This window comes from Leminorella richardii (genome assembly GCF_900478135.1).
Lineage (GTDB): Bacteria > Pseudomonadota > Gammaproteobacteria > Enterobacterales > Enterobacteriaceae > Leminorella > Leminorella richardii.
This window is the reverse complement of the sequence record NZ_LS483470.1, coordinates 769192-792266: the sequence shown is the minus strand read 5'-3', so window position 1 is coordinate 792266 and position 23075 is coordinate 769192. Positions and strand designations below refer to the sequence as shown.

The 23075-nt window shown below is 52.8% G+C and carries 23 protein-coding genes and 1 pseudogene; 9 read left to right on the top strand and 15 right to left on the bottom strand.

The genetic code is table 11. The annotated features are described in order from the left end of the window. Window positions 1-257 precede the first annotated feature (257 nt). The 12 genes and pseudogenes from citF to DQM29_RS03665 form a co-directional block, all read right to left on the bottom strand. Complete coding sequence (gene citF, locus DQM29_RS03710; protein ID WP_111739367.1) at window positions 258-1802, bottom strand: citrate lyase subunit alpha; 1545 nt, start codon at window positions 1800-1802, stop codon at window positions 258-260. After that, window positions 1799-2305 (bottom strand): HpcH/HpaI aldolase/citrate lyase family protein, encoded by a 507-nt coding sequence (locus DQM29_RS18550; protein WP_197708844.1) that lies wholly within the window; start codon window positions 2303-2305, stop codon window positions 1799-1801. Before DQM29_RS18550 ends, citF begins: the two co-directional genes overlap by 4 nt. After that, window positions 2290-2673, bottom strand: coding sequence for an HpcH/HpaI aldolase/citrate lyase family protein (locus tag DQM29_RS18545; protein WP_197708843.1), 384 nt, complete (start codon window positions 2671-2673; stop codon window positions 2290-2292). Before DQM29_RS18545 ends, DQM29_RS18550 begins: the two co-directional genes overlap by 16 nt. A gap of 2 nt (window positions 2674-2675) precedes the next feature. Continuing rightward, window positions 2676-2975, bottom strand: a complete 300-nt coding sequence (gene citD / locus DQM29_RS03700) for a citrate lyase acyl carrier protein (protein ID WP_111739366.1) — start codon at window positions 2973-2975, stop codon at window positions 2676-2678. A gap of 20 nt (window positions 2976-2995) precedes the next feature. Then, window positions 2996-4303: a 2-hydroxycarboxylate transporter family protein gene (locus tag DQM29_RS03695; RefSeq protein ID WP_111739365.1), complete on the bottom strand. Its 1308-nt coding sequence runs from the start codon at window positions 4301-4303 to the stop codon at window positions 2996-2998. Between the two features lie 242 nt (window positions 4304-4545). Next, window positions 4546-5214: a response regulator gene (locus DQM29_RS03690; protein WP_170126480.1), complete on the bottom strand. Its 669-nt coding sequence runs from the start codon at window positions 5212-5214 to the stop codon at window positions 4546-4548. Then, window positions 5207-6832 (bottom strand): DcuS/MalK family sensor histidine kinase, encoded by a 1626-nt coding sequence (gene dcuS, locus DQM29_RS03685; RefSeq protein WP_145960330.1) that lies wholly within the window; start codon window positions 6830-6832, stop codon window positions 5207-5209. Before dcuS ends, DQM29_RS03690 begins: the two co-directional genes overlap by 8 nt. 334 nt (window positions 6833-7166) lie before the next feature. After that, complete coding sequence (locus DQM29_RS03680; RefSeq protein ID WP_111741977.1) at window positions 7167-7460, bottom strand: transposase-like zinc-binding domain-containing protein; 294 nt, start codon at window positions 7458-7460, stop codon at window positions 7167-7169. Window positions 7461-8148: 688 nt separating this feature from the next. Further along, window positions 8149-8280: a helix-turn-helix domain-containing protein gene (locus DQM29_RS18265; protein WP_172622630.1), complete on the bottom strand. Its 132-nt coding sequence runs from the start codon at window positions 8278-8280 to the stop codon at window positions 8149-8151. Between the two features lie 75 nt (window positions 8281-8355). Beyond that, window positions 8356-8475: pseudogene (locus tag DQM29_RS18670) on the bottom strand (hypothetical protein); the annotation flags it as partial. Between the two features lie 708 nt (window positions 8476-9183). Next, on the bottom strand, window positions 9184-10818 hold the full coding sequence (locus DQM29_RS03670; protein WP_111741976.1) for an ABC1 kinase family protein: 1635 nt from the start codon (window positions 10816-10818) through the stop codon (window positions 9184-9186). A 111-nt stretch (window positions 10819-10929) separates the two neighbouring features. Further along, window positions 10930-11466: a YaeQ family protein gene (locus tag DQM29_RS03665; RefSeq protein WP_111739361.1), complete on the bottom strand. Its 537-nt coding sequence runs from the start codon at window positions 11464-11466 to the stop codon at window positions 10930-10932. Window positions 11467-11728: 262 nt separating this feature from the next. Between DQM29_RS03665 and DQM29_RS03660 the strand changes: the two genes are divergently transcribed. Both DQM29_RS03660 and rof read left to right on the top strand, forming a co-directional pair. Continuing rightward, complete coding sequence (locus DQM29_RS03660; RefSeq protein WP_111739360.1) at window positions 11729-11929, top strand: YaeP family protein; 201 nt, start codon at window positions 11729-11731, stop codon at window positions 11927-11929. Next, entirely contained in the window at window positions 11916-12182 is a 267-nt protein-coding gene (gene rof, locus DQM29_RS03655) for a Rho-binding antiterminator (protein WP_111739359.1), read from the top strand. The genes DQM29_RS03660 and rof overlap by 14 nt, the downstream gene beginning before the upstream one ends. Window positions 12183-12236: 54 nt before the next feature. Here the strand turns inward: rof and DQM29_RS03650 are convergent, their stop codons facing one another. The 3 genes from DQM29_RS03650 to DQM29_RS03640 all read right to left on the bottom strand — a co-directional run bounded on the left by DQM29_RS03650 (window position 12237) and on the right by DQM29_RS03640 (window position 14418). Next, entirely contained in the window at window positions 12237-12557 is a 321-nt protein-coding gene (locus DQM29_RS03650; RefSeq protein ID WP_111739358.1) for a c-type cytochrome, read from the bottom strand. A gap of 68 nt (window positions 12558-12625) precedes the next feature. After that, a complete protein-coding gene (gene tilS / locus DQM29_RS03645) occupies window positions 12626-13963 on the bottom strand; it encodes a tRNA lysidine(34) synthetase TilS (protein ID WP_111739357.1) in 1338 nt (445 codons plus the stop codon). Window positions 13964-14022: 59 nt separating this feature from the next. Then, entirely contained in the window at window positions 14023-14418 is a 396-nt protein-coding gene (locus tag DQM29_RS03640; protein WP_111739356.1) for a VOC family protein, read from the bottom strand. A 180-nt stretch (window positions 14419-14598) separates the two neighbouring features. On the opposite strand from DQM29_RS03640, the gene DQM29_RS03635 reads away from it, so the two are divergent. From DQM29_RS03635 to DQM29_RS03605, 7 genes are all read left to right on the top strand, one after another. Further along, window positions 14599-16140: an L-lactate permease gene (locus DQM29_RS03635; protein WP_111739355.1), complete on the top strand. Its 1542-nt coding sequence runs from the start codon at window positions 14599-14601 to the stop codon at window positions 16138-16140. Window positions 16141-16317: 177 nt separating this feature from the next. Further along, entirely contained in the window at window positions 16318-17037 is a 720-nt protein-coding gene (locus DQM29_RS03630; RefSeq protein ID WP_111739354.1) for a (Fe-S)-binding protein, read from the top strand. A gap of 13 nt (window positions 17038-17050) precedes the next feature. Next, window positions 17051-18472, top strand: a complete 1422-nt coding sequence (locus DQM29_RS03625) for a LutB/LldF family L-lactate oxidation iron-sulfur protein (protein WP_111739353.1) — start codon at window positions 17051-17053, stop codon at window positions 18470-18472. Between the two features lie 16 nt (window positions 18473-18488). Continuing rightward, complete coding sequence (locus DQM29_RS03620) at window positions 18489-19193, top strand: LutC/YkgG family protein (protein WP_232054852.1); 705 nt, start codon at window positions 18489-18491, stop codon at window positions 19191-19193. Between the two features lie 158 nt (window positions 19194-19351). Beyond that, on the top strand, window positions 19352-20122 hold the full coding sequence (locus DQM29_RS03615) for a class I SAM-dependent methyltransferase (protein ID WP_111739352.1): 771 nt from the start codon (window positions 19352-19354) through the stop codon (window positions 20120-20122). A gap of 381 nt (window positions 20123-20503) precedes the next feature. Beyond that, window positions 20504-22051, top strand: coding sequence for a gluconokinase (locus DQM29_RS03610; RefSeq protein WP_111739351.1), 1548 nt, complete (start codon window positions 20504-20506; stop codon window positions 22049-22051). 15 nt (window positions 22052-22066) lie between these two features. Next, on the top strand, window positions 22067-23020 hold the full coding sequence (locus tag DQM29_RS03605; protein ID WP_111739350.1) for a phosphoglycerate dehydrogenase: 954 nt from the start codon (window positions 22067-22069) through the stop codon (window positions 23018-23020). The last annotated feature ends 55 nt before the right edge of the window (window positions 23021-23075 follow it).

Sequence of the window (23075 nt, the reverse complement as noted above, 5' to 3'; positions counted from 1 at the left end):
CTGTTATGAAGCCCTTCGGGCTTCACCCTTTCAGGGCCAGCGCAAGCGCTGTTCAAACCGGCAAAGCCGGTTTGTCGTTGGCTTACGCCAAGTCGACCCCAACGGACAACGCCTTTAGGCGTTGAACAACACGAAGTGTTGGCCCGCAGGGCGAGCAAAGCGAGTAACGCTCTCCCTCCGATTAGCTCCTTAGGCCTTTAAAACCTATCCAGACCGTTGAGCTCTGTAGGTCTTTAGAACCTATTCTGGCCTTTCACTTACTTATTTGCTGGCCTATACACCACGTCAATAATCGTCCCATCGCGGTACTCGACGACGGCAACCACATCGTCGGTTAGGGCGATAGGGTCGGGTACGCCGGCAATATCTTCTGCTAGCTGTTTCATCTCTTCGATGGTTTTCAGCGGCAGCCCTCGCCCGCTCAGGCACTCAATAAGATCCTGCCTGCGAGGGTTAACGGCGATACCGTACTCGGTGACCAGCACGTCTACCGTTTCCCCCGGCGTGGTGATAGTGACGATCTCATCGCGCAGGATCGGCAGTCGGCCGCGGATCAGGTTGGCAGTGACGATGGTGAGCTTTGCTCCCGCCGCCGCATCGCTGTGCCCGCCGGAGCCGCCCATGATGTAACCGTTGGAGCCGGTAACCACGTTAACGTTGAACTGGGTGTCCATTTCTGTTGCCCCCAGCACGACGCAGTCCAGCTGATTGACCACACAGCCGGAATTAAACGGGCTAGCGTACATGCCGGCGCTGACTTCCAGATGGTTCGGATTCTCTTTTAAAGAGCGCACCGCCTCTAAGTCAAAGCCCTGCACGTCGATGAGCCGTTCGAACAGCCCCTCTTCCAGCATGGAAACCAGATAGCCGGTAATGCCCCCCAGCGCGAAGCTGCCGACAATGGATCTTTCCCGCATGATCTTACGCAGGTAGTGAGCCACCGCCAGCGACGCACCGCCTGCGCCGGTCTGGAAGGAAAAACCGTTCTTCAGCAGCCCTGAAGCCTCAATAGCCTTAGCCGCCAGCGAAGCGATTTTGAGCTGTACCGGATCTTTGGTGACCTGCGTTGTGCCGGACACGATCCCTTTCGGATCGCCAACCGACGGCAGTGTCACTACGTAATCAACCCGAGTCTGAGGAATAGAGATAGTCTTCAGCGGATAGGGCACCAGCGTATCGGTTACCGCTACTACGTAGTCAGCGTATTCCGCGTCTGGGAAAGCGTAGCCCAGAGAGCCGCAGGCGGTTGGCCCTTCGGTGCCGTTAAGATTGCCATACTCGTCAGCCGTGGGCGCGGCGATAAACGCGACGTCAACGTGCAGATCGCCGCACTCAATGGCGCGGGCGCGCCCACCGTGGCTTCTCAGCATTACCGGATTAGCCAGTACGCCCTGAGATACCGCCGTCGCCACCGGGCCGGACATATAGTCAGTGTCCAGATAAACGACTGTGCCGCTTTTGAAGTGCTCTACCATCGGCGCATGCACCGGGAAAACTGAACTCAGTGCAACCCTAAGCCCCTTCAGGCCGCGGCGAGCAGCAATCTCTAGCACCTGATTAACCAGACTGTCGCCGTTGCGAAAGTGGTGATGAAACGACAGCGTCATGCCGTCAACAATGGGCAGCTCGTCAAAGACTGCCTCCAGCCCGTCTCTCAGCTTGTTGCTTCCGGGAAGGCAGCACTTAACCTTCGGCGCGCTGCGCCGCATTGCGGGAGTTCGCGCAAACGCTCCGGCATAAGGAGCCAGCGTACCGATTTCCGCTATCGCCTCAGGCAGTTCGCGATTGACTAGGTTTTTCATACCGTTTCCTCCTGAGAAAGATTCAGATAGGCAGAAAGCCGCAGTGTGCGCTCGGCGCGCAGCACAATCGGTGCGTCGATCATCTTGCCGTCGAGAGCAATAACGCCGGTTCCCTGCTTCTTGGCCTGCTCTAGGGCATCGACTACTCGCCGAGCCCAGTGGATATCCGCCGCCGTCGGGCTAAACGCCTGATGGATGACGTCTATCTGGCGTGGGTTGATAGCCAGCTTGCCCTTAAAGCCCAGTCTGCGGGCAAACAGGGAGTCTTGCTCAAGCCCGCTTTCATCCTGCGCGTCGGTAAACGGCGTATCGATAGAGTCGATACCGGCTGCTGCCGCTGCGTTAACGATCGTCATCCTCGCTGACAGGATCTCTTCGCCAGAGCGAGAGCGCACGGCGCCCAGAGCGGCGGTGTAGTCTTCCGCTCCAAAGGAGATAGCCCATACCCGAGGATCCGCAGTGGCGATGTCGTAGGCGTAAATCACGCTTAGCGGGGTTTCCAATAGGGAATAATCCTCACTGGCTTTTGCCCTGGTCGTTCAGCGTGCTCAATCAGCGCTACCACGTCGCGAAGCATCTCGACGTTGTCGATTTTCGGCAGCACTAGCGCGTCGGGCTCACAGGGAACGATGGCGGCAATGTCCTGCGCGCCGCCGCAGTCCAGCGGGTTAATACGCACAACTTTGCGGCTGTTACCGTAGTTCACCTTACACAGCGCGTGGCTCACCAGCCGACGGGCTGAATCTTTTTCCTGCGGCGATACGGCGTCTTCCAAATCGAGGATCACCGCGTCGGCGCCGAATACGCCGCCGTTCTGCAGCATGCCTGGGTTGTTGCCCGGTAAAAAGAGAAGCGTTCTAAGAAGGTCCATAGTTAACGTGCCTCCTGTTGTGTAAGTGCAGTAGCCGATGCAACGGCGCGATCGATGGCGGTTTCCAGACGGGCGCGGATCGTACAGTCCAGCGCCCCTTTATCGACCGCTTTAATAAAGATATCGGGGAAGCCTGCCTTCACTGCCTCTTCAGCCAACGTGCAGCGGATGGCGTTGCCGAACTGAGCTTCAACAATGCTGGTCAATTCAATCTGTACGCCAAATCCAGACGGCTTTTCCTCAACGGAAATCATGATGTCATTGGACTCCAGCGTGCCCGCATGCCCTTTCTTAATAGTCATAGTGATAGTCTCCCGCTCGGTTAGCTGATAACGCGCATCAGGATTGCAGCCAGTACCACGACGCAGGCGCCTCCCAGTCGGGTAGCAATTTGCGCGAACGGCATCAGCTCCATGCGGTTACCCGCAGACAGAATGGCGACGTCGCCGGTTCCGCCCAGACCGCTGTGGCAACCAGTGACCATTGCCGCTTCAATCGGATACATATTGAGGTAGCGCCCAATGAAGAAGCCGCTTGAGATCATTGCCAGCACGGTCGCCGCAACAGTGGCGATGTAGGCAGGGGTAATAGCTGCGACGACTTCATTCCATGGGGTATAAAGTACGCCAACGCCCACCAGCAGAGCCCAGGTCAGGTTTTGTGCGACGAAGCGATAAAGCTGATAGGCACCCAGCTCCATCTGACGCGGCATAATGCCAAGGGTTTTCACCAGCGCAGCAGACAGGATCATGATGATCGGCGCCGGAATTGGGATGAAGTGGTTAGCCAGCATGCCGAACAGATAGAAACAGCAGGCAATAACCAGACCAGCACCCATTAGGCCGAAGTCGATCGGCTGATTTTCATTCTTACCGCCGAGATCGATATCGCCAGAGCGAACCAGCGTACCGTTGCCGGTCAGGTGAGGCTTCTTCACGCCTAAGTGGCGCAGATAGCCCGCAGACATAATGGCGAACAGGTTGCCCAGCATCGCCGCAGGCACCAGCATGCCGATAAACTTATCCGGTGACTGGCTTAAGATTTCCGAATAGGCAACGGACAGAGGAAGGATCCCCTCACCGATACCGCCAGACAGGATCGGGATCACCACAAAGAAAAACGAGTGATAGGCGCCGAGCCCGGTCAAAGAACCTACCGCCACTCCGGCTACGCAGCTAGCGATAGTGCCAACCACCAGCGGAACAAACATCCGCAGGAAGCCCTGCACCAGCACCGCGCGCACCATGCCGAGAATACTGCCCGACACCAGACAGGCAATGTAGAAATAGAGAAAGTTTGAGGTTTTAGTAAACGACTTAATGGCAGCAACTGCCGCTGGGTTAAGCAGGTTATAGAACACCAAAATAGACGGAATGAAGATGGAGAGAATAGCCGGTCCGCCGATGTCTTTAAGGATCGGAACCCGCATACCGATGTCCCCCAGCAGCATGCCGATGATCATCATCACAGCGATACCGCCGAGCATATCGGCAGGCAGTTTTCCAAACACCGATGCCGCCAGTACGATGGCGGCAAGGATCAGATACAGAGGTAGCGGCAGTGGCCCTATTTTTATTTGCCAAAACTTATTTTTTTCAGTTTCAGCGCTAGTTTGTACGTCGCTTTGCATAATCAGACTCCTTTGTTAGTCGGAGCCATTTTGGTGTGAGCGCTGCACTGCGTCTCGCATCTGAAACTTATCTAAGCATTATGAAACTTATGTAAGCGAATGATTTTAAAAAGATAAATTTGTGACGAACTTCTCATAATCATCTAGAAAAAGGCACGACAGAACGATCGTCATCACGTAATAAAAGCAAAACCGGCGTAAGAACGTTACGCCGATCGCAAAAGGATACTGGTTAAAAACGGCTAACGAATGCGGCGATAGAGAGTAACCGGCCTTCCCTGCCCCCGATAGGCGAGCTCGCTGTAGAGTTCGCCTATCTCCACCATATAGTCGAGATACTTCTTCAGGGATATGCGCGACAGCCTGACAACGGGCACCAGTTCCTGAACGTCAAACGGCTTAGGCTGTTCGCGAATAATCGCCTGAATGCGCGATAGCGTCTCCTGTTCAATGCCCTTTGGCGCCTTATGGCTACGGGTCTCCTTGGCAAAAATCCGCCCGTCTATGGCCGCCTGGCTAAGCTCCCCTTCGTCCGCTAGCAGCCTTACTCGCTCGCGGTAGTTCACCAGCGCCGACTGAAAGCGCTCAAAGACAAAGGGCTTAACGATATAGTCAATCGCCCCTAGCCGCAGGGCTGTCTGAATATCGTCCCCTCCTCGGGCAGCGGTCACCATAATAACGTCCACGCTGGGGTAGCGCTTTCTCACCTCTTTCAGCAGGCTCAGGCCGTCCAGTCCCGGCATAAACACGTCCAGCAGCAGCAGAGAAACGTCGTGCTTTGCCATAAAATCCAGCGCAGCGCTGCCGCTGTTGATGACTCCCGCCAGTGAAAAACCGTCGATCATGCTCAGGTAGCTCTTATTCAGCTCGGCCACCATCGGATCGTCTTCTACCACCAGTACGTTAATCATCATCACCTCCATTAATCTGATCCGCCGGTATGCGGATAAAGAACGTCATGCCGTCCCCTTCCCGGCTGGAAACGTCCATCGTGCCGTTTAGCTTGTCTAACGCGGCACTGGCTAAAAACAGCCCAAGCCCTCGGTGCTCCCCTTTAGTCGAAAATCCGCGCTGAAAGATCTGGTGAATGCGCTCCGCCGCCATGCCCGGCCCGCTGTCGCTTATCTCAATATTCCACTCGCCGTCTCGCTGTGCCAGATGAAGGTTAACCTCTTTCAACTCTGATGCCTGCACCGCGTCAAAAGCGTTATCCAGCAGGTTCCCTAACAGAGTAACCAGCGCATGGCTAACGCCGGGTCGCTGGATTTCCGGCAGCGCGTCGTCAATGTCCAGCAGCAGATCGACACCCATTTCTTTGGCTCGGCTAAATTTGCCGTTCAGAAATGCCGACAAAATAGGGTCGCGCACTGCGTCATTAATAAACGCCAGCTCGCCCTGATTTTCATTGATGATGTCGGACAAATACTCCAGCAGCGCCTGTCGATTATCACTGCGCGCGAATCCGTTAATAACGTGCAGCTTATTGAGAAATTCGTGAGCGGAAGATCTCAGCGCCTCAACGTAGCGGTTAACCCCCGTCAGTTCCTCTGCCAGCTTGCTGACTTCTGACATATCGCGAAACGTCGCGATGGCGCCGATCACTTCACCGTTAGCGTAAAGGGGAACTCGGTTAGTCAAAATAATAATGCCGTTAAGATCCTGTTCGCGGTCAAACTCCGGTTCACCAGAGCTAAGCACCTCCGTCAGGCGGGTGTGAGGGATGCATTCATCCACCTTCTCACCAATCACATTTTGCACAATGCCCGCCATGCCTAAAATACGCTTGGCTTCGTTATTGACCACTACGAGGCGAGCGTCGCGATCGATGGCTATGATCCCTTCGCGCACCGATTCCAGCACCGCGTTGCGCTCGCCCAGTTGGCGAGCGATTTCCATCGGCTCTAGGCCAAACAGGATTTTCTTGATGCTGTTAGACAATACCACCGCCAGCCCGATGCCGATAAGCAGCGCCAGCGTTAGCGCCGACATAATAGGCTGGTTCACACGTTCTACCGCCTGATCGATGCTGTAGGACATAATGCCCACTACTACAGCACCAACCTGATGTCCCTGACGATCAAAAATAGGTTTGAAAGCTCGCTGGGAAAGCCCCAAAGACCCTTTGGCAGAAGAGATATAGCTCTCGCCGTTGAGCACTCGCCCCTCATCGCCCCCGACCATCGGTTTACCGATCTTAGCCGCATCGGGATGGGAAACGCGGATGGCTTTCATATCGATAATGACGATAAATTCCACGCCAGTGGCTCTTTGAATCGACTGAGAGTATTCCTGAATCTCTTGGCGAACCTCTAAGGTTGGGTTACCTAATCCCGATATCACCAGAGGCGATGACGCAATAGCATCGGCCACCATTTCCGCCTTGTCACCAGCCTGATCGTGCAGCCGATCGTCAATATCTTTTGCTATCTGCACGTTTGCCGCCACCAGCGGCAGCGTCAGCACGGCAACCACCAGAATGATAATCTGCACTCTTAGGGGAAGGCGTTTAAAAAAAGCGAAGGGTTTCATAGCGTTCTCATTATTATCAACGATAACGGCGCCCACACCGCACCGTGCGAGATAACCGTATCAGAAAATAAGAAAGCGATGTGTGATATGAATAAGCAACTTTATGAATCGAATAGTGTGCAAACTTGCATAAAATACCGTCAAAATCACTCTATATTCTTCTATAACAGCTATATAAAACTATTAAAACAGTCTCTTTTCTTTGCAAAGAAAAAGCGCCCAAAGGCGCTTTCACTACTCTCTTTAACATATTTAGCGGCAAGGGAAATGTGGTAAAAACAGCAGGTTCCTGCTGAACTACATATTAAATATGATGACGCACGATGCGGATTCCCTACAGGGTTTCGTGCTGCAAACTCTCCTGCCACTTGCGAATGCGCTTGTTCACTGTAGGCTGGCTGATTTTTAAATGAATACTGATCTTTCTGGCGCTCCATCCCTGTTGAAAAAGCTGAACCACCTGCTCTTCGGTAGAGGGAATATTGGCGTGATAATAGTAGCGCCCCTGAAACGTCCGGCTGCACCCTTTACACAGATAGCGCTGTAGGCCAGCGCTCCCTATACCATGTTTCTTGACCTGCTCCTGCGAATGGCAGAACGGGCAGGTTGGCGATGACTGTTTCATCATGTCGCTACTCACACACCACGTTAAATTTGATAGCAAAGCCCTTCTACAGAGATGCCTGTATAAGTATCAATACCTGTTTCAAAAGCAAAAGCTGTAGTCTGCCTTCACCCTAAAGCGATAAAATTCTAATGAGTTGCAAAATAAAAACTTAAAGAAAACTAAAAAGTGCTAAAACCATCAAAAAACACAAATAAACTAGATTTCACGCTAAAGGTATCATAGGGACAAAAGAGTGTAAACGATCTAAAAACCCACATTTACAAATAAAATCAGATTAAAGGGCTTATTTTTTAGTTAATTTAGACTTAAAAACCAATTTACAATATATCGGCATAGATCGTTTTAATCACATGATATATCTATTTAAAATAATCCATCGATATGTAAGTTACATTTTAATAATAAAAAAAGATTTTATGATCGATATGGTTTTTGAGTTTCTAGAGAAGAACTCGATGAAAAGATCAGGAAAAATATCCAATACGTATTTTTCACATAGCGATGAATCGTGATAAATCATTTCTTTTTTAGTATTTATTGGTATTAAAAAAGCGCCCGAAGACGCTTTTCTCTTATCACATCACCCTGTCAGGAGCAGTAATAGCCGATCGTAAAGGTGACCGACATATTGACCTTGCCTGCCGTCACACTGTGAATCTATAGATAGCGAGCAAGCACAGAGTCGTCGCTATTTAGCCGACTCGTCGCTTGACTGAATTCTTATACGACGATAAACCGTCTCTTCGCTGACCTTAAGGTGAGCGCTGATTTTACGCACGCTCCACCCTTCACCAATAAGAACATCAATCTTCTCACTCACGTCATGATAGTTCGCGTGATAATAATACCGCGATTGAAAAGTCCGACGGCAGTTTTTACACAAGTAGCGCTGTAGGCCTGAATTCCCCAATCCGTGCTTTCTAACCTCACTATTTGAATTGCAAAATGGGCACACCGGCTGCCTGAGCTGCCGCAGTCTCTTCTTATCAAGAAACGGGATTGAACCTTCTAGCATCACTTTTCTCCAACTTATCTTCTTTTGCGCACCAGTCGCGCACAGTAGCGGCGTATCAGCATTCATCTCAGAGCCATAGCGTTAGCGGTGGTGAAGCTGTCAGTGCTTATTTCCTGCTTTCTTGATTTTCAACACAAAAGTGTTTCTAGTAAAAAAGAAATAATAAAAAATGGCTTATAAATAATTAGTCAACGAGTTTATTATATAGAAAATAGGCGGTAATACATTTTTTAAAAATTATATTGAAGATATTGAAGAATAACAACATTAAATATAAAAACCAATTAAATCAAATAGATAAACCAATTCAACGGATTAAAAACATTAAGAAACAAATTAAATGAAAAATATAATAAAAAATAAGAAAACAAAAATAACCTCAATAAATCATATAAATATAAATAAGTTGCAAAACAATATAAAAAGAAAGGTTTTTAAAGAAAAGAGTATATCTAACTGTATATCTTGAGAAAAAGCCTAAATCTACGAGTAAGGCGTTCCACATACGGAATAACATCAGCCTCCAGCGTAGGCGGCGGTACTCTACAGTAGAAAAACGTTTTCTTACTAAAATAGTGAAAAACTGCATAGAAAAGGCATAAATCTGCTCAAAAGATACCGTGCACTGCGTTGTAAAAAACAAAGAGCGCTTTTGACGCTAGCGCTCCTTTTTACGGTGGATAGTAGAGTGGACTTTATGCGCCTTTGTCAGGGTCGAAGCCTTAGTGCCAGCAGGAAGATACCCGTCCCTACAGCACCCAAGCACAGCAGAGGAAACAGCGGTATACCAAACAGAGTCAGATTGCTCGCCAACAGCCAGGGCGCCAGCCCCAGTGCAAACGCCGCTGTTACGATTGCCACCGCCAGCGTCATCGCGCTGCGTTCCAGAGAGCGCCCCAGTTCGTTAAGGTTCTTAACCTCCAGATCGGCCTGAAACTTACCGTGCTGAAGCCGTCGCAGAACCAGACTCAGCGTCTGAGGAAGCGCTTCACACAGCTCGACGAGTTCAATCCCTACCCGCTTCAACCGTCGACCGGATGCGCCAGCGCCGTAGTGTTTGAGCATGGTTTGCCGCAAAAATGGCTTGAGGGTACCGATAATATCGATATTGGGATCGATACGGCGTAAAACGCCGTCAGCAGTAATCAGCGCCTTGAACAGCAGAACCAGATCCGGCGGCAAACTCAGGCGATACTCTCGGGCAATGGCCAGAATCGTCACCAAAGCGTGCCCCAGAGTCAGTTCCCCTGGGCCAACCCGCTGGTAAAAATCCTGCACCGCTAGCTCAAGCACTGCGCTATCTGGCCCGGCGTCTTCACTCCAGCGAATCAGCGTGTTCACCAGCCCTTCGGATTCCCGTTCTGATAGCGACTGCATCATCAGCAGCAGCTGGTTGCAGCGTCGCTCTGAGATTTGCCCCGCCATGCCAAAATCAATAAAGGCGACCTGATTGTCTCCTACCGCCATCAGATTGCCCGCGTGGGGATCGGCGTGGTAGAGCCGGTCAAGAAAAACCATCTGCATAAAGGCCAGTGCGCCTTTACGCGCAAGGGTCGGTCCGTCAAACCCTGCATCGGCAAGCTGCTGTTGGCTCTGAGGCGGCGTTCCGGGAATATAGCTTTGCACCATCAGGTGCTCTGTTGCATATTCTGGCCACAGGCGAGGGATTACGATATCCGGCCTGTCGGCAAAGTTCTCGCTAAAGCGTTGGGTATTCTTTGCTTCGAAGGTTAAATCCAGCTCGTTGTTCAGCGCCGTCGCCAGCTGTCGAACCAGCTGGCGAGGATGAAAGCGCGCCAGCTCTGGGCTTTGCTGTTCAATCAGCTCTGCAAGCCACGCCAGCAGACGCAAATCCGCCTCGATAGTTTCTTTTAGGCCGGGCTTAAGAACTTTAACCACTACCTCTTCACCGCTGTGCAGTCGGGCGCGATAAACCTGTGCCATCGAAGCTGCTGCCAGCGGCGTCCGATCAAACTCGGCAAACACCTCTTCCGGCTGGGCGCCAAGAGAGTCGCTGATCCGGTGGCATATCTGTTCCCAAGGCACAGCAGTTACGTTGCTGTGCAGCTTTTCAAGCTCTCTGGTCCAGGTTTCATCAAACAGATCTGCACGCGTTGCAAGAATTTGCCCTAGCTTAACGAAGGTTGGCCCCAGCGCCTCCAGCGCCTGACGCAGTCGCTGAGGCTGATTGTCTGGAACGGTGTCATTGGAAGTGCGGCGGCCAAACAGGGCACCAAGGCCAAGAATGCGAATCAGATCCTGCAGGCCGTAGTTAAACAGCACCTGGCCAATGGCCTTGAGGCGCACGCGGTCGCGCGCGGTAACGTAGACGGTTTTTAGCAGCATATCGCATCCTTTTCAGTAGCTTCTTTCTCGAACTGTAGCCGACAAAGAGGAGATCTCGCGGTGTGCTTGGCTTCCTGCCGAAAAGCGCACCGTAAAAACAACAGCGTTCTACAACCAGGTTTCAAACGTCAGCTCGACATTTTCCTGCTCAGAAGAGAGCCAAATGGCACCGTCCTGAATGGTGGCCTGTAGCGTCATTGTGCGCTGACACAGTGTCGTAAGCTGGGTCATTTGCGCGTCGTCAAGAAAGTACACCGACAGATTGCTATGGCTCTCAAGCTTTGCCTGATTCTGCTGCCACCAGACGCGAGCCGCTCGCTCAGAGTAGGCATATAGCGTCACCCGCTTCGCACGGTGGCAGGCTTTACGCAGGCGCTTTTCATCAGGCAGCCCCAGCTCTATCCACTGTACCACTTCACCCACATCGTTTTGCAACCACAGCTCGGGTTCATCGTCCGCACAGAGCCCTTTGGTAAAGGTCAGGCGTTCGTCTGCATGGCAAATCCACGCCAACAGGCGCAGCATCATGCGCTGCTCTGTTTCCGACGGGTGCTGAGCCAACGTCAGGGCTGTATCGAGGTAAACCTGACGGTCCATATCCGCCACGTTCAGCGCGGCTTTATAAATTGTTGCTTTCAGTGCCATGTAGGCTGCGCCCCGTAGCTGTTTGCGGTATTTAAAAAAGAAAATCGGCGTCCAGTGTAACCAATCCTGAGGCTAAACACAGCCGTTTGATTTTCTCCCTTAGGGGCTGAGTAACAAAAGAAACTTTTTTCTCAAACGACGGCAAGTAGCTGATATAAAGAATAACGGCTATGCTATAGTCAACGCTTGTTCGTCGAACAAAGCCTTTTTGACTTCGATTGAACAGAGTTTTTTGCGTTGGTTCACGGCAAAGGAGGTGTCAATGCAGAAATACAGTGAACCCGTTCGACGTAAGTATGCGCAAATCGCCAGCGGTGAGCTCGGCTACGTTGCCGATGCGCTGGGCTGTGTGCTAAAAGCATTAGACGACATTGCGGCTAACGCGTCGCTGCCGTCTGAGGTAAGGGAAAGCGCGGCATACGCTGCCGCCAATTTACTGGTGAGTGATTATGGTGATGACTGAAAAAGAGTACCAACCCATAAACTGTGATGACTATGATAATTTAGAGCTCGCCTGTCAGCACCATCTGGTTCTTGAAATCAAGCTCAGAGGCGGTGAAAAACTGGAGGCTAAGGCCTGCGACCTGCAGCTGAAAAAGAAAGTGGAGTACCTGATTGTTGAAGCCGACGGGGAACAGCGTGAACTTAGGCTCGACAATATCGCCTATTTTAGCCACCCCACCCTTGGCAAAATCGAAATCAGTCTGGCGGATTAATTTACGCCGTCGCGGGCAGGCAATCTGCCCGCGTATCCTCTCGTTAGATCCCGATTACTCTTTCACATCCAGACCCGCATAATAAGCCGCCAGGTCAGCAATATCCTGCTCAGAAAGCGCCTGAACGTAGGCCGCCATTACGTTAGCCAAACCGCCGGTGCGCTCGCCTTTCTTATAGGCCAGCATCGAGTGTTCCAGATACACCTGGTTTTGCCCCGCCAGATTGGGGTAAGTCGGAATGGTAATTTTGCCGTTCATGCCGTGGCAGGCCACGCACTTGGCCGACTTGCTTTTACCCGCTTCGGCGTCACCCGCAGCCTGTACAGAGAAGTTTATCAACAGCGCGCCACAGAGCAGCATTAGCATTTTTTTCATCAAGAGAACCTCGTTAACGTCATTGCTTTCAGTAAGTCATAGAGAAATAAAGAGGCGCAGCGAGTGCGCTAGTTTTTATCGTGTTGAAGATGCCAAACCGTATTCGTGCCTAGAGGCTCCCCCTCTTTGGTGGTGAAAAGGCCAACGGCCGCCACCAGAATGTCATTATAGAACAGCATCGGCGTGCGCTGCCTGAGCCAAGGGGGAACGTCAAACTCCTGCCACAGCTTTTTAAGAGCGCGCGAGTGCTGCCGCCCGACAATAGCCACATTCAGACTGCCCGGTGCGCAAAAGCGAATCGTCACCGTCTCGCTGTCGCTGGGTGCTCTCACAGCCTGACCTTCGGAGGTCAGTGAGAGAGAACCCAGCCCGTCAGGCAAATTCAGCGCCTTCTGCCCGTCCCACTCAAGCACCGAGGCAGAGACATCCTTGAGGATCGGCAGCAGATAAAGCCTCTGGCGATAGCGCCGAACCTGATGAGTCAACAGCTGAAGCTGCGGCTGGGCATCGTCTTGGCTCTGTGCCACTTCAAGCCACAGCGTCTCAAGCTGAGCGCGTGAAGGCATCGTCACGCCGTGCAAACCAAACCAGCGCCGCAGCAGCGCCCGACGATGGGGTTCAGAAACAGTGCGCAGCCCGTCGATATCCAATGCACCATTATCATCACACAGCAGAGCAAGCTGAGGCGCCAGCAGTTCGTCAAGCAGGCTTTCCTGCTCCGCACACAGCGCTGCGCTGCGGGCAACGGCCTGCGTAAAGTGAGGCCAGCGCCCGGCAATCTGCGGTAGAACGTCCCGCCGCAGGAAGTTTCGGTCATAGCGCGCGTCCTGATTGCTTTCATCTTCTACCCACGTCAGGGCATGTTCAGCCGCGTAGCGCTCGATGTCTCGGCGAGGAACGCCAAGCAGCGGTCGCACTTGCGTCCCTTTGCCAAAGGGCATGCATTCCGGCATCGATGAAAGCCCCGCCGGACCGCTGCCGCGCTTTAGCGCCAGCATGAAGGTTTCGCACTGATCGTCCAGATGCTGCGCGGTGACCAGCACCTCTCCCTTTAGCAGCCTCTCGGATAATGCATGATATCGAGCCTCTCTCGCCGCGGCCTCTACGCTGGCGCCTGCCGCGGCGACGCCCACTCGAACCACCTCCAGCGGTACCCCCCACTGTTCACACTGCGCCTGGCAGTGTAGAGCCCATGCGTCAGCGTTTTGGCTTAGCCCGTGGTGCACGTAAACCGCGCGCAGAACAATGTCTATACGGGATGTTGACCTCAGGCTAACGAGGGCATGAAGAAGCACCGAAGAGTCAACGCCGCCGCTAAAAGCCACCAGCAGACGGGCGCCGTTCTCAAAGACGCTATCAATTTGTTTTAAGAGGTTCTCAGTGTTTGCAGTATCGTTACGCGTCATTACACGACTCACACAAAAAATTTACCTTACTCAGCGTCTGTGAGTATATCCTCATCAGGCTAACTGTTGCTTTCATAAAGTTCTATCGGCAATTGGTCTGGATCGCGGAAAAAGGTAAAACGCCGTCCAGTATAGGGATCGATGCGCACGGGCTCACACTCTACCCCCTCACTTTCTAACCCAGCAATCGCCTCATCAATATTCTTGACGCTAAAGGCCAAATGCCGCAGCCCACAGGCCTCCGGATGGGTGGGTCGAGGCGGCGGCGAGGGAAACGAGAACAGCTCAATCATATAGACGCCGTTCAGTGCGAGGTCGCCCTTCCACGATAGCCGCTCTGCCCGATAGCACTCAGACAGCACCTCAAAGCCTAATGTATGACAATAAAACCTCTTGCTTTGCTCGTAATTTCGACAAATCACTGCAAGATGGTGCATTTTTTCCACTTTTATCATCAAATACTCCAAACACATAGTTTTATTATTATTTAAATCAATGGATTGAAAATAATCATACAATAACTATTTATCAGTATTTTTATTGGTAACACGATTCAGCTCACTGAATTACAAAATGATAACAACTAAAATCCCGCGCCAGAACACGTTACTATCAATACAATAAAAGGTTGAAAAATGTCCGAATATCTTTCCTTCTTTCTGGGAATCATTCCACTCATAGCCATGATTGTGATGATTTTAAAGATAAAAACCCCTATTCACTACGCGGTTATTATTTCTCTTGTCATCACGCTGGCCATTGCAGGTATATTTTGGCATACGCCGGTGCAAAACCTGACAATGTCGACACTCTACGGCGCCTCTAAAGGGCTGTGGCCAATCATTATCGTTATTTTAGGCGCTATCTATAGCTACAACCTGATGCTGAAAACCGGCGGTATGGACGTTCTGAAGAACGTGCTGGCCAACATCAGCGACGATAAGCGCATCCAGATCCTGCTTATTTCCTGGTGTTTCGGTGGCTTCCTTGAAGCCGCAGCAGGATACGGTACCGCAGTTGCTATCCCGATCGGCATTCTGATCGCACTAGGCTTTAACCCGCTGAAGGCCGCTATCGCCTCGCTGGTTGCCAACACCGTTCCTACCGCCTTTGGCGCCGTGGGTATTCCGGTCTCTATTCTTGCTGAACAAACCGGCCTGCCAGTGCGCGAGCTCAGCAGCATGATCATTATTCAGCTCTCGCTGTTTAACATCCTGCTGCCGTTCGTTATTGTTGCCATCGCCGGCGGCGGTATTCGCGCTATCAAGGGAGTATTCTTTATTACCCTGATGTGCGGTATCAGCACCCTGATCCCTCAGTATTTTGTTGCCACCTATCTGGGCGCAGAGCTTCCTGCATTTGCCGGTAGCCTGGTGAGCCTGCTGGTCACGATCTTCCTGGCCAAGCGCCACAAAACGCCAGCAGCAGAGCAGTCAGCGGACGCTCCAGCCGCCGTTAAGTACAGCGGTGGTGAACTGTTTCGCGCCAGCGCCATTTACCTGCTGACGTTCCTGTTTATTCTGCTGTGTTCTCCCCTGTTCCCAGCAATCAAAAACGGCGTGGGCCAAATCTCTAGCGTGATCCCTTACGCGCTGAGCGACACCACTGTCTTAAAGCTGAAGGTTGAGTGGTTAAGCACCCCTGGGGTTCTGATTATCATCGCCACCTTTATCGGCGGCCTGATTCAGGGCGCGGGCATCGGCACTATGCTGTCCGTTCTGTGGTCAACCGTTGTTCAGCTAAAGAACTCGATTATCGCCATTACCGCCATCGTTGCTATGGCGACCGTGATGGACACCAGCGGCATGATTGGCTCTATCGCCAACACGCTGGTTAGCGTCACCGGTACGGGATACATCTTCATCGCCCCGGTTATCGGCGCGCTGGGTACCTTCGTAACCGGCAGCGACACCAACTCTAACGTCCTGTTCGGCAAGCTGCAGACCAGCGCCGCAGCCCAGCTGAACATTGACCCCATCCTGCTGGCAGCGGCTAACACCTCTGGTGCAACCGGCGGCAAGATGATCTCCCCACAGAGTATCGCTATCGCCGTTTCCGCGACCAAGATGGACGGTCAGGGCAGTGCCATTATGTCCGGCACCCTCAAGTACTGTGCGATTTATATTATTATTCTCGGCGTGAAGATCGGCGCCATGTACTACCTGTTCCATTTGTAATACAAATCACATACAACGCGTTTAAGCGATGGTATTATCCGGCCTCTGAAAATACACCGGCTCCTTAGGAGCCGGTTCAGACCAACAAAAGAATACGGATAACCGGCCTTTGTATCTGGCTTAGGCTGACAGCAAACGCTAAGCGCCGATTATTTTCCGCTTGTGGAGCAATGTGTAATGAAAGTAAATTTTTACGTAACCTGTATAGGTGACACCATTAAGGCCAACATGGCCCGTGACAGCGTTTTGCTGCTTGAGCAGCTTGGCTGTGAAGTTTTCTTCCCTGAGCGTCAGGGCTGCTGTGGTCAGCCTGCGCTTAACAGCGGCTACGTCAACGACGCGAAACCCGCCATGAAGTCCCTTATCGCTGCGATGGAAGTCAACGACTACCCTATCGTTTCCCCTGCGGGCTCTTGTACCTACGCGATCAAAAGCTACCCGACACACCTGGCGGACGAGCCAGAGTGGGCAGCCAGAGCGCAGGCCGTCGCTGACCGCATGCAGGATCTGACCAGCTTTATCGTGCATACGCTGGGCGTGGTCAACGTCGGCGCTCGTCTGCCCGGCCGCGCAGTTTATCACCCTTCCTGTAGCCTGTTCCGCAAGCTCGGCGTGAAAGATGAGCCTATTATGCTGCTGAACAACGTAGAAGGCTTAGAACTACTGCCTATCGTCAATCAGGAAACCTGCTGTGGCTTCGGCGGCACCTTCTCCGTCAAGATGTCAGAAATTTCTGGCGAAATGGTGAAAGAGAAGGTAGAGCACATTATGGACGTTGAGCCGGACTTTGTTATCGGCGCCGACACCAGCTGCCTAATCAATATCAGCGGCCGCCTGACGCGTGAAAAGCGTCCGGTAAAAGTCATGCACATCGCTGAAGTATTAATGAGCCGCTAAGGGGACCAAGACCATGTCGATGAAAACCAGCAACGTCGAATTCAAGCCCCGCATCAAGGCAGAGATGGAAGACACCATCATGCGCAACGCGGTGGCGATGGCTCAAGAGCGCATCGGCGCCAACCGCCAGATTATGGTGAACGAACTGGGCCATTGGGACGAATGGCGCGACCGCGCCGAGCAGATCCGCAACCACGTGCTTGAGAATCTGGACGCCTATCTGTATCAGCTGTCTGAGAAAGTCACTCAGAACGGCGGGCACGTTTACTTCGCCCGCACCAAAGAAGAAGCCACTGACTATATCCGCAACGTTGCCCGCGAAAAGCAGGCTAAAAAAGTGGTGAAGTCCAAGTCAATGGTGACGGAAGAGATTGGCCTTAACCACGTGCTGCAGGCGGAAGGTATCGAAGTGGTCGAAACCGACCTCGGCGAGTACATTCTTCAGGTTGATAACGATCCGCCATCACACATTGTAGTACCGGCCATCCACAAAGACCGCTATCAAATCCGCAAGGTGCTGAACGAAAAGCTGGGCTACGACGGCCCGGAAACGCCGGAAGCGATGACACTGTTTATCCGCGAGCGCATTCGTAAAGACTTCCTTGAAGCCGATATCGGCATCAGCGGCTGTAACTTTGCCGTGGCAGAAACCGGCAGCCTGTGTCTGGTGACCAACGAAGGCAACCTACGCATGGCGACTACCCTGCCGAAGACCCATATCGCGGTCATGGGCATGGAGCGCATCGCGCCGACCTTTGAAGAAGTGGACGTGCTGATCACCCTGCTGTGCCGCAGCGCGGTGGGCACCCGTCTAACCAGCTACAACACTTGGCTGACCGGCCCTCGTGAAGAAAACCACGTGGACGGCCCGGAAGAGTTCCACTTGGTGATTGTCGACAACGGCCGCTCCAAGATCCTAGGCTCAGAGTTCAAGGACGTGCTGCGCTGTATCCGCTGCGGTGCCTGCCTGAACACCTGCCCGGCCTATCGCCAAATCGGCGGCCACGGCTACGGTTCAATCTATCCGGGGCCTATCGGCGCGGTGATTTCTCCGCTGCTGGGCGGCTATGAAGACTTCCACGACCTGCCTTACGCCTGCTCGCTGTGTAACGCCTGTAACCAGGTTTGCCCGGTGAAAATCCCGCTGGCGCAGCTTATCGTTAAGCACCGCCGCGTGATGGCAGAAACCGGCCTGACGCCGAAGGGCGAGCAGCGCTTTACGCGTCTGTTCAACTACGCCAACTCCCACCCTGCCCTCTGGAAAGTCGGTATGACAATGGGTGCCAAAATGGCGAACTGGATGATCAAGGACGGTAAAATTCCGTTCAGCATCAACGTCCTCAATGACTGGACAGAGGCTCGCGACCTGCCCGCGCCGGACGGCGAAGGCTTCCGCAGCTGGTTCAAGCGTCATCAGGCCCAGAAGAACAGGTAATGGGGAATAAATAATTATGCTAATGAATGAACAAAATCGCGCGTCGTTTCTCAGTGAAATCGCCCAACAGCTGGGTCGCGAAGTGCGCCACGCGCCGGAAGCCGCTGCCGCACCGGTAAACGATCACCCACAGACCCGCCTAACAGACAAAACTCAGGACGAGCTGTGCCAGGCCTTTATGGAGTTTGCCAGCACGCAGAAAGTGAAATGCGTTCTGAGCCGCCCTGAAGGGCTTATCGGCGATCTGGTTGCCCTGTGTGACGAGTACGGCGGTGCGCCAGTGGTTATCAGCGGCGACGTTCGTCTAAAAGAGCTGGGCATTACTGACGCGCTGAAAGAGAGCTATCAGGCCTATGAGTGGGATCCGGCCAACGGTGAAGAGAATATTCACATGGCGGAAAAGGCCAAGATCGGCATCGTTTATGCCGAAGCGGGCCTGACCGAGTCCGGCGGCGTGGTGCTGTTCTCCGCCCCTGAGCGCGGCCGCTCCGTCAGCCTGCTGCCGGAAACCTCCGTATTTGTGCTGCGCAAAAGCACCATTCTGCCCCGCGTAGCGCAGATAGCTCAGCGGCTGCACAAAATGGCGGAAGCCGGTGAGCGCATGCCCTCCTGTATCAACCTGATCGGCGGCCCAAGCTCCACCGCTGACATCGAGCTGATTAAGGTATTCGGCGTTCACGGCCCGGTTCACGCCGCCTACGTGGTGCTGGAAGACTGTTAATTCAGGTTCAGCCTTAACAGCGGCGCGGCGAGGTAACTCCCGCGCCGTTTTTTATTCTTTTGGCTATAAAAAAACCTATCGAAGCCGCCGGATTTCTCACATACTCACTTTTCGCGACCTTCTTTTTCATACCACTTAACCGTCATGGAGTTTTGCTAATGTCTGACAAACGCGATCATCATCGGCTGGTCGAACGCCAGTTTGGCGAACAGGCCGGAGCCTATCTGACCAGCGCCGTTCACGCTCAGGGAGCTGACCTACAGAAGCTTTCGCATCTCATGCAGCAGGGGCAGTACGAACGCGTGCTCGACGTTGGCTGCGGCGCAGGACACGCCAGCTTTGCCGCTGCGCCCTTCGTTCAGAACGTGACCGCCTACGACCTGAGTCATGACATGCTCAACGCCGTGCAAAAAGGCGCAGCGGATCGCAGTTTGTCGAACATTCAGACCCAGAGCGGCATTGCGGAGTCTCTACCGTTTGAATCAGCCAGTTTTGACGCCGTTATCAGCCGCTACTCTGCTCACCACTGGCAGAACGTCGGACTGGCGCTGTGCGAAATTCACCGCGTGCTCAAGCCCGGTGGCCGCGTGGTGTTTATGGACGTGGTCTCTCCCGGTCATCCGGTACTGGATATCTACCTGCAAACCGTTGAAGCGCTGCGGGACCGCTCCCACGTCAGAGACTACGGCATCGGCGAATGGAGCCGCTTTCTTAACGATGCAGGCTTCGTGCTGGAAGAGATCACTACCGACCGCCTGACGCTAGAGTTCCAAAGCTGGACCACCCGTATGAGAACGCCTGCCGTCTACGTTGAAGCCATTCGCGCCTACCAGCAGGAGGCACCCAACGACGTGAAGCGTCACTTTGCCATCGCCGATGACGGCACTTTCACGACCGATATCGCCGCATTTGTTGGGCGCAAAGCCTAACGCCACGTTTCTTCGGCGTGGCGCCTTTCTATAGCGCTGCGCCGCCTTCTTTCTTCCGTACTTCTGCGGCTCATATTTCTCCTCTCGCCTTTTTACAGGCTCCAACAGTTCACTTTTCGATCTATTTCACCCTATCCTGACACAATCCTAAAATTGTCCCTACCAATTTAACCCAATAAATTCTCAAAATTATGGGAAGAGCGTTAATCCGCTCATGACTGAATCGATAAAGCAAAAATTTAACTAATTGATATTAAAGGACATAATTTTTCAAGATTCATAATGTGACTCAAAACACAGTTTTATAAATCCCCTTTGGTAGTATCAATTCAAATTTTTGGCAAGACAATTTAGAGTTAATCAAAAAAGAGTTCATACAATATGAGCAATAAAATCATAATAGGAATTGATATTGGTACTACCGGGGTGCGTTCAGTCGCCTACCAATCCGGCCAGTCAAACGCTCACGCTATCGCAACCGAAGAGTATCCTCTGTTTACCGATCAGACTGGCGTTGCCGAGCAGGATGCCAATTCCATCCTGCTTGCCACGGTAGCCGTTATCAAAAGAACCGTTGCTCAGCTGGGTGACGAGGCGAAAAACGTGCGCGGTTTGGCTATCAGCTCGGTACTGCACAGCTTTATCGCCCTGTCGGAAGAAGGTTCTCCGCTCACTCGGCTGATGACCTGGGGCGACTCTCGCGGTCAAATTTATCTGGATGAAGTGAAAGCGCAAATCGACGTAGAGGCGCTCTATCACCGGACAGGCTGCCCGATTCACCCAATGTACTCTTTGCTGAAAATCTACTGGTTGAAGAAAACCCACCCTGACGCGTTCTCTAAGTCCGCCTGGTTTGGCAGCATCAAAGACTTTGTCTTCCACCACCTGACCGGCGTTCGTGTGGTTGATCGCTCCATTGCCAGCGGCAGCGGCTGTTACAACATTCAGACTCTGGAGTGGGACAAAGAGATCCTTTCTCTGCTCGGCATCAGCGAAGAGCGCATGGTGAAAGTGGTTTCCACCACCCACTATGAAAACCTGACGGACGCGGCCGCAGCTCGCCTTGGCCTTCCCCACGCAGTGCCTGTGGTTATCGGCGCAGGGGACGGCATGATGGCCAACATCGGCGTGGGCGCTATCCGCCCCGGCCAGATCAACATCACCATCGGCACCAGCGGCGCGATCCGCATGGCCTCCAAAGAGCCTCGCACTGACGCCAAGCGCCGCACTTGGTGCTATAACGTCACCGACGACCGCTGGATGCTGGGCGGCGCAATCAATAACGGCGGCGTCTCCTTCCGCTGGGCGCGGGACAAGTTTGCCGAAACCGAGCAGCGCGTGGCGGACAAGCTGGGGCTGAACCCCTATACCCTGCTGACTTCCTACGCGGAGAAGGTGTCTGCCGGTTCTGACGGCCTGATCGTGCTGCCGTTTTTTACCGGTGAGCGCGCGCCCTACTGGAACGCCAACGCCCGCGGCACCATGATCGGCCTGACCCTCAATCACGACAAGCGCCACATCATCCGCGCCACCCTCGAAGGCATCTGCTACCGCATGCGCAGCGTGCTCGAATCGCTGGAAGACCTGACCGGCACTGTTGAGGAAATCCGCGTTAGCGGCAGCTTCACCCACTCTCCCGTCTGGCTACAGATTCTGGCTGACGTCATCGGGCGCGAAATTCACGTGCCGGACGTTGACGAAGGGGCAGCCTACGGCGCAGCCATTATGGGCCTTTACGCCCTAGGCGAGCTCTCCAGCATCGACAAGGCCAGCGATCTTATCGGCATCCGTAAAACCTATTCGCCAAACGGCAGCAACAAATTCTCTTACGACAGGCTCTACGACATCTACTTAAAGACCTACTGGAACCTACAGGAACAGTTCAAAGACATCGCCGACTTCCAGCGTGAGAAATACCATTCTATTTAAAGGAGCTTTTTAACTATGGCTGTTGTACTGACTACATCACGCGCATTTTCTACCTGCCAGCCGGCACAGAAAATACTGACAGACGCGGGATACGAACTAAAAATGATAACACCGCAAAAGCCCATGAAGGCCGCGGAGCTGGTGCCAATGGTAAAAGGCGTTAGCGCCATGCTGGCGGGGCTGGACGAGATCAGCGCGGAAGTCATCGAAGCGGCGTCCCCCACGCTGAAAATCATCGCCAGAAACGGCGTCGGCTATGACAAAGTCGACTTAACCACGGCGAAGGAAAACAATATTCGGGTCACTATTACCCCAGGCGCCAACAGCCTGTCGGTCTGCGAGTTGGCGTTCTCTTTTATTACTGGGCTGTCGAGAAAGATCCACCTGATGGACAAAAGCGTCAGAGAAAAGTCCTGGCAGCGCGTCTCCGGCATTGAGCTGTACGGCAAAACTATCGGCATTCTTGGCACTGGCGCTATCGGCCGCAACCTGGCTGTTCGCTGTCGCTCTTTTGGCATGCGCGTTCTGGCCTACGATCTGTATCCGTCTCAGGAGCTGATTGACAATCACGGCGTGGAATACACCACATCATTAGACGATATTTATCGCGAGGCGGACTTTATTTCCCTTCACCTGCCGGCAAATAAAGATACCCACCACATGATTAACCGCGACAGCATCGCCAAAATGAAAAAAGGCGCTTTTATTATTAATACCGCGCGCGGTGAACTTATTAATGACGATGACCTGTTCGAGGCATTAAAAAATAATGAACTCGGCGGCGCCGGGCTGGACGCTTTTGTCTCTGAACCCTTCTTAGACGAACGCTTCTTTACGCTGGACAACGTCATCATGACGCCGCATACCGGGGCGTTTACCAAGGAAGCGGCGGATAAAACGCTGATTATGGCAGCGGAAGAAATTGTCCGAGCTCTCTCGGGAAAAGAGAATTTATATCAGGTTAATTAAGCCAATTAATTAAGTAAAACGCATCGTCTTTTCAATAAATACGGGCTGCTAAATA

What these genes read in the sequence shown, in the direction of transcription:
- citF (WP_111739367.1), bottom strand. Translation starts at nt 1,802, where the DNA reads ATGAAAAACCTAGTCAATCGCGAACTGCCTGAGGCGATAGCGGAAATC.
- DQM29_RS18545 (WP_197708843.1), bottom strand. Translation starts at nt 2,673, where the DNA reads ATGGACCTTCTTAGAACGCTTCTCTTTTTACCGGGCAACAACCCAGGC.
- citD (WP_111739366.1), bottom strand. Translation starts at nt 2,975, where the DNA reads ATGACTATTAAGAAAGGGCATGCGGGCACGCTGGAGTCCAATGACATC.
- DQM29_RS03695 (WP_111739365.1), bottom strand. Translation starts at nt 4,303, where the DNA reads ATGCAAAGCGACGTACAAACTAGCGCTGAAACTGAAAAAAATAAGTTT.
- DQM29_RS03690 (WP_170126480.1), bottom strand. Translation starts at nt 5,214, where the DNA reads ATGATTAACGTACTGGTGGTAGAAGACGATCCGATGGTGGCCGAGCTG.
- dcuS (WP_145960330.1), bottom strand. Translation starts at nt 6,832, where the DNA reads ATGAAACCCTTCGCTTTTTTTAAACGCCTTCCCCTAAGAGTGCAGATT.
- DQM29_RS03680 (WP_111741977.1), bottom strand. Translation starts at nt 7,460, where the DNA reads ATGATGAAACAGTCATCGCCAACCTGCCCGTTCTGCCATTCGCAGGAG.
- DQM29_RS03665 (WP_111739361.1), bottom strand. Translation starts at nt 11,466, where the DNA reads ATGGCACTGAAAGCAACAATTTATAAAGCCGCGCTGAACGTGGCGGAT.
- DQM29_RS03660 (WP_111739360.1), top strand. Translation starts at nt 11,729, where the DNA reads ATGCAGAAATACAGTGAACCCGTTCGACGTAAGTATGCGCAAATCGCC.
- rof (WP_111739359.1), top strand. Translation starts at nt 11,916, where the DNA reads ATGGTGATGACTGAAAAAGAGTACCAACCCATAAACTGTGATGACTAT.
- DQM29_RS03650 (WP_111739358.1), bottom strand. Translation starts at nt 12,557, where the DNA reads ATGAAAAAAATGCTAATGCTGCTCTGTGGCGCGCTGTTGATAAACTTC.
- tilS (WP_111739357.1), bottom strand. Translation starts at nt 13,963, where the DNA reads ATGACGCGTAACGATACTGCAAACACTGAGAACCTCTTAAAACAAATT.
- DQM29_RS03640 (WP_111739356.1), bottom strand. Translation starts at nt 14,418, where the DNA reads ATGATAAAAGTGGAAAAAATGCACCATCTTGCAGTGATTTGTCGAAAT.
- DQM29_RS03635 (WP_111739355.1), top strand. Translation starts at nt 14,599, where the DNA reads ATGTCCGAATATCTTTCCTTCTTTCTGGGAATCATTCCACTCATAGCC.
- DQM29_RS03630 (WP_111739354.1), top strand. Translation starts at nt 16,318, where the DNA reads ATGAAAGTAAATTTTTACGTAACCTGTATAGGTGACACCATTAAGGCC.
- DQM29_RS03625 (WP_111739353.1), top strand. Translation starts at nt 17,051, where the DNA reads ATGTCGATGAAAACCAGCAACGTCGAATTCAAGCCCCGCATCAAGGCA.
- DQM29_RS03620 (WP_232054852.1), top strand. Translation starts at nt 18,489, where the DNA reads ATGCTAATGAATGAACAAAATCGCGCGTCGTTTCTCAGTGAAATCGCC.
- DQM29_RS03615 (WP_111739352.1), top strand. Translation starts at nt 19,352, where the DNA reads ATGTCTGACAAACGCGATCATCATCGGCTGGTCGAACGCCAGTTTGGC.
- DQM29_RS03610 (WP_111739351.1), top strand. Translation starts at nt 20,504, where the DNA reads ATGAGCAATAAAATCATAATAGGAATTGATATTGGTACTACCGGGGTG.
- DQM29_RS03605 (WP_111739350.1), top strand. Translation starts at nt 22,067, where the DNA reads ATGGCTGTTGTACTGACTACATCACGCGCATTTTCTACCTGCCAGCCG.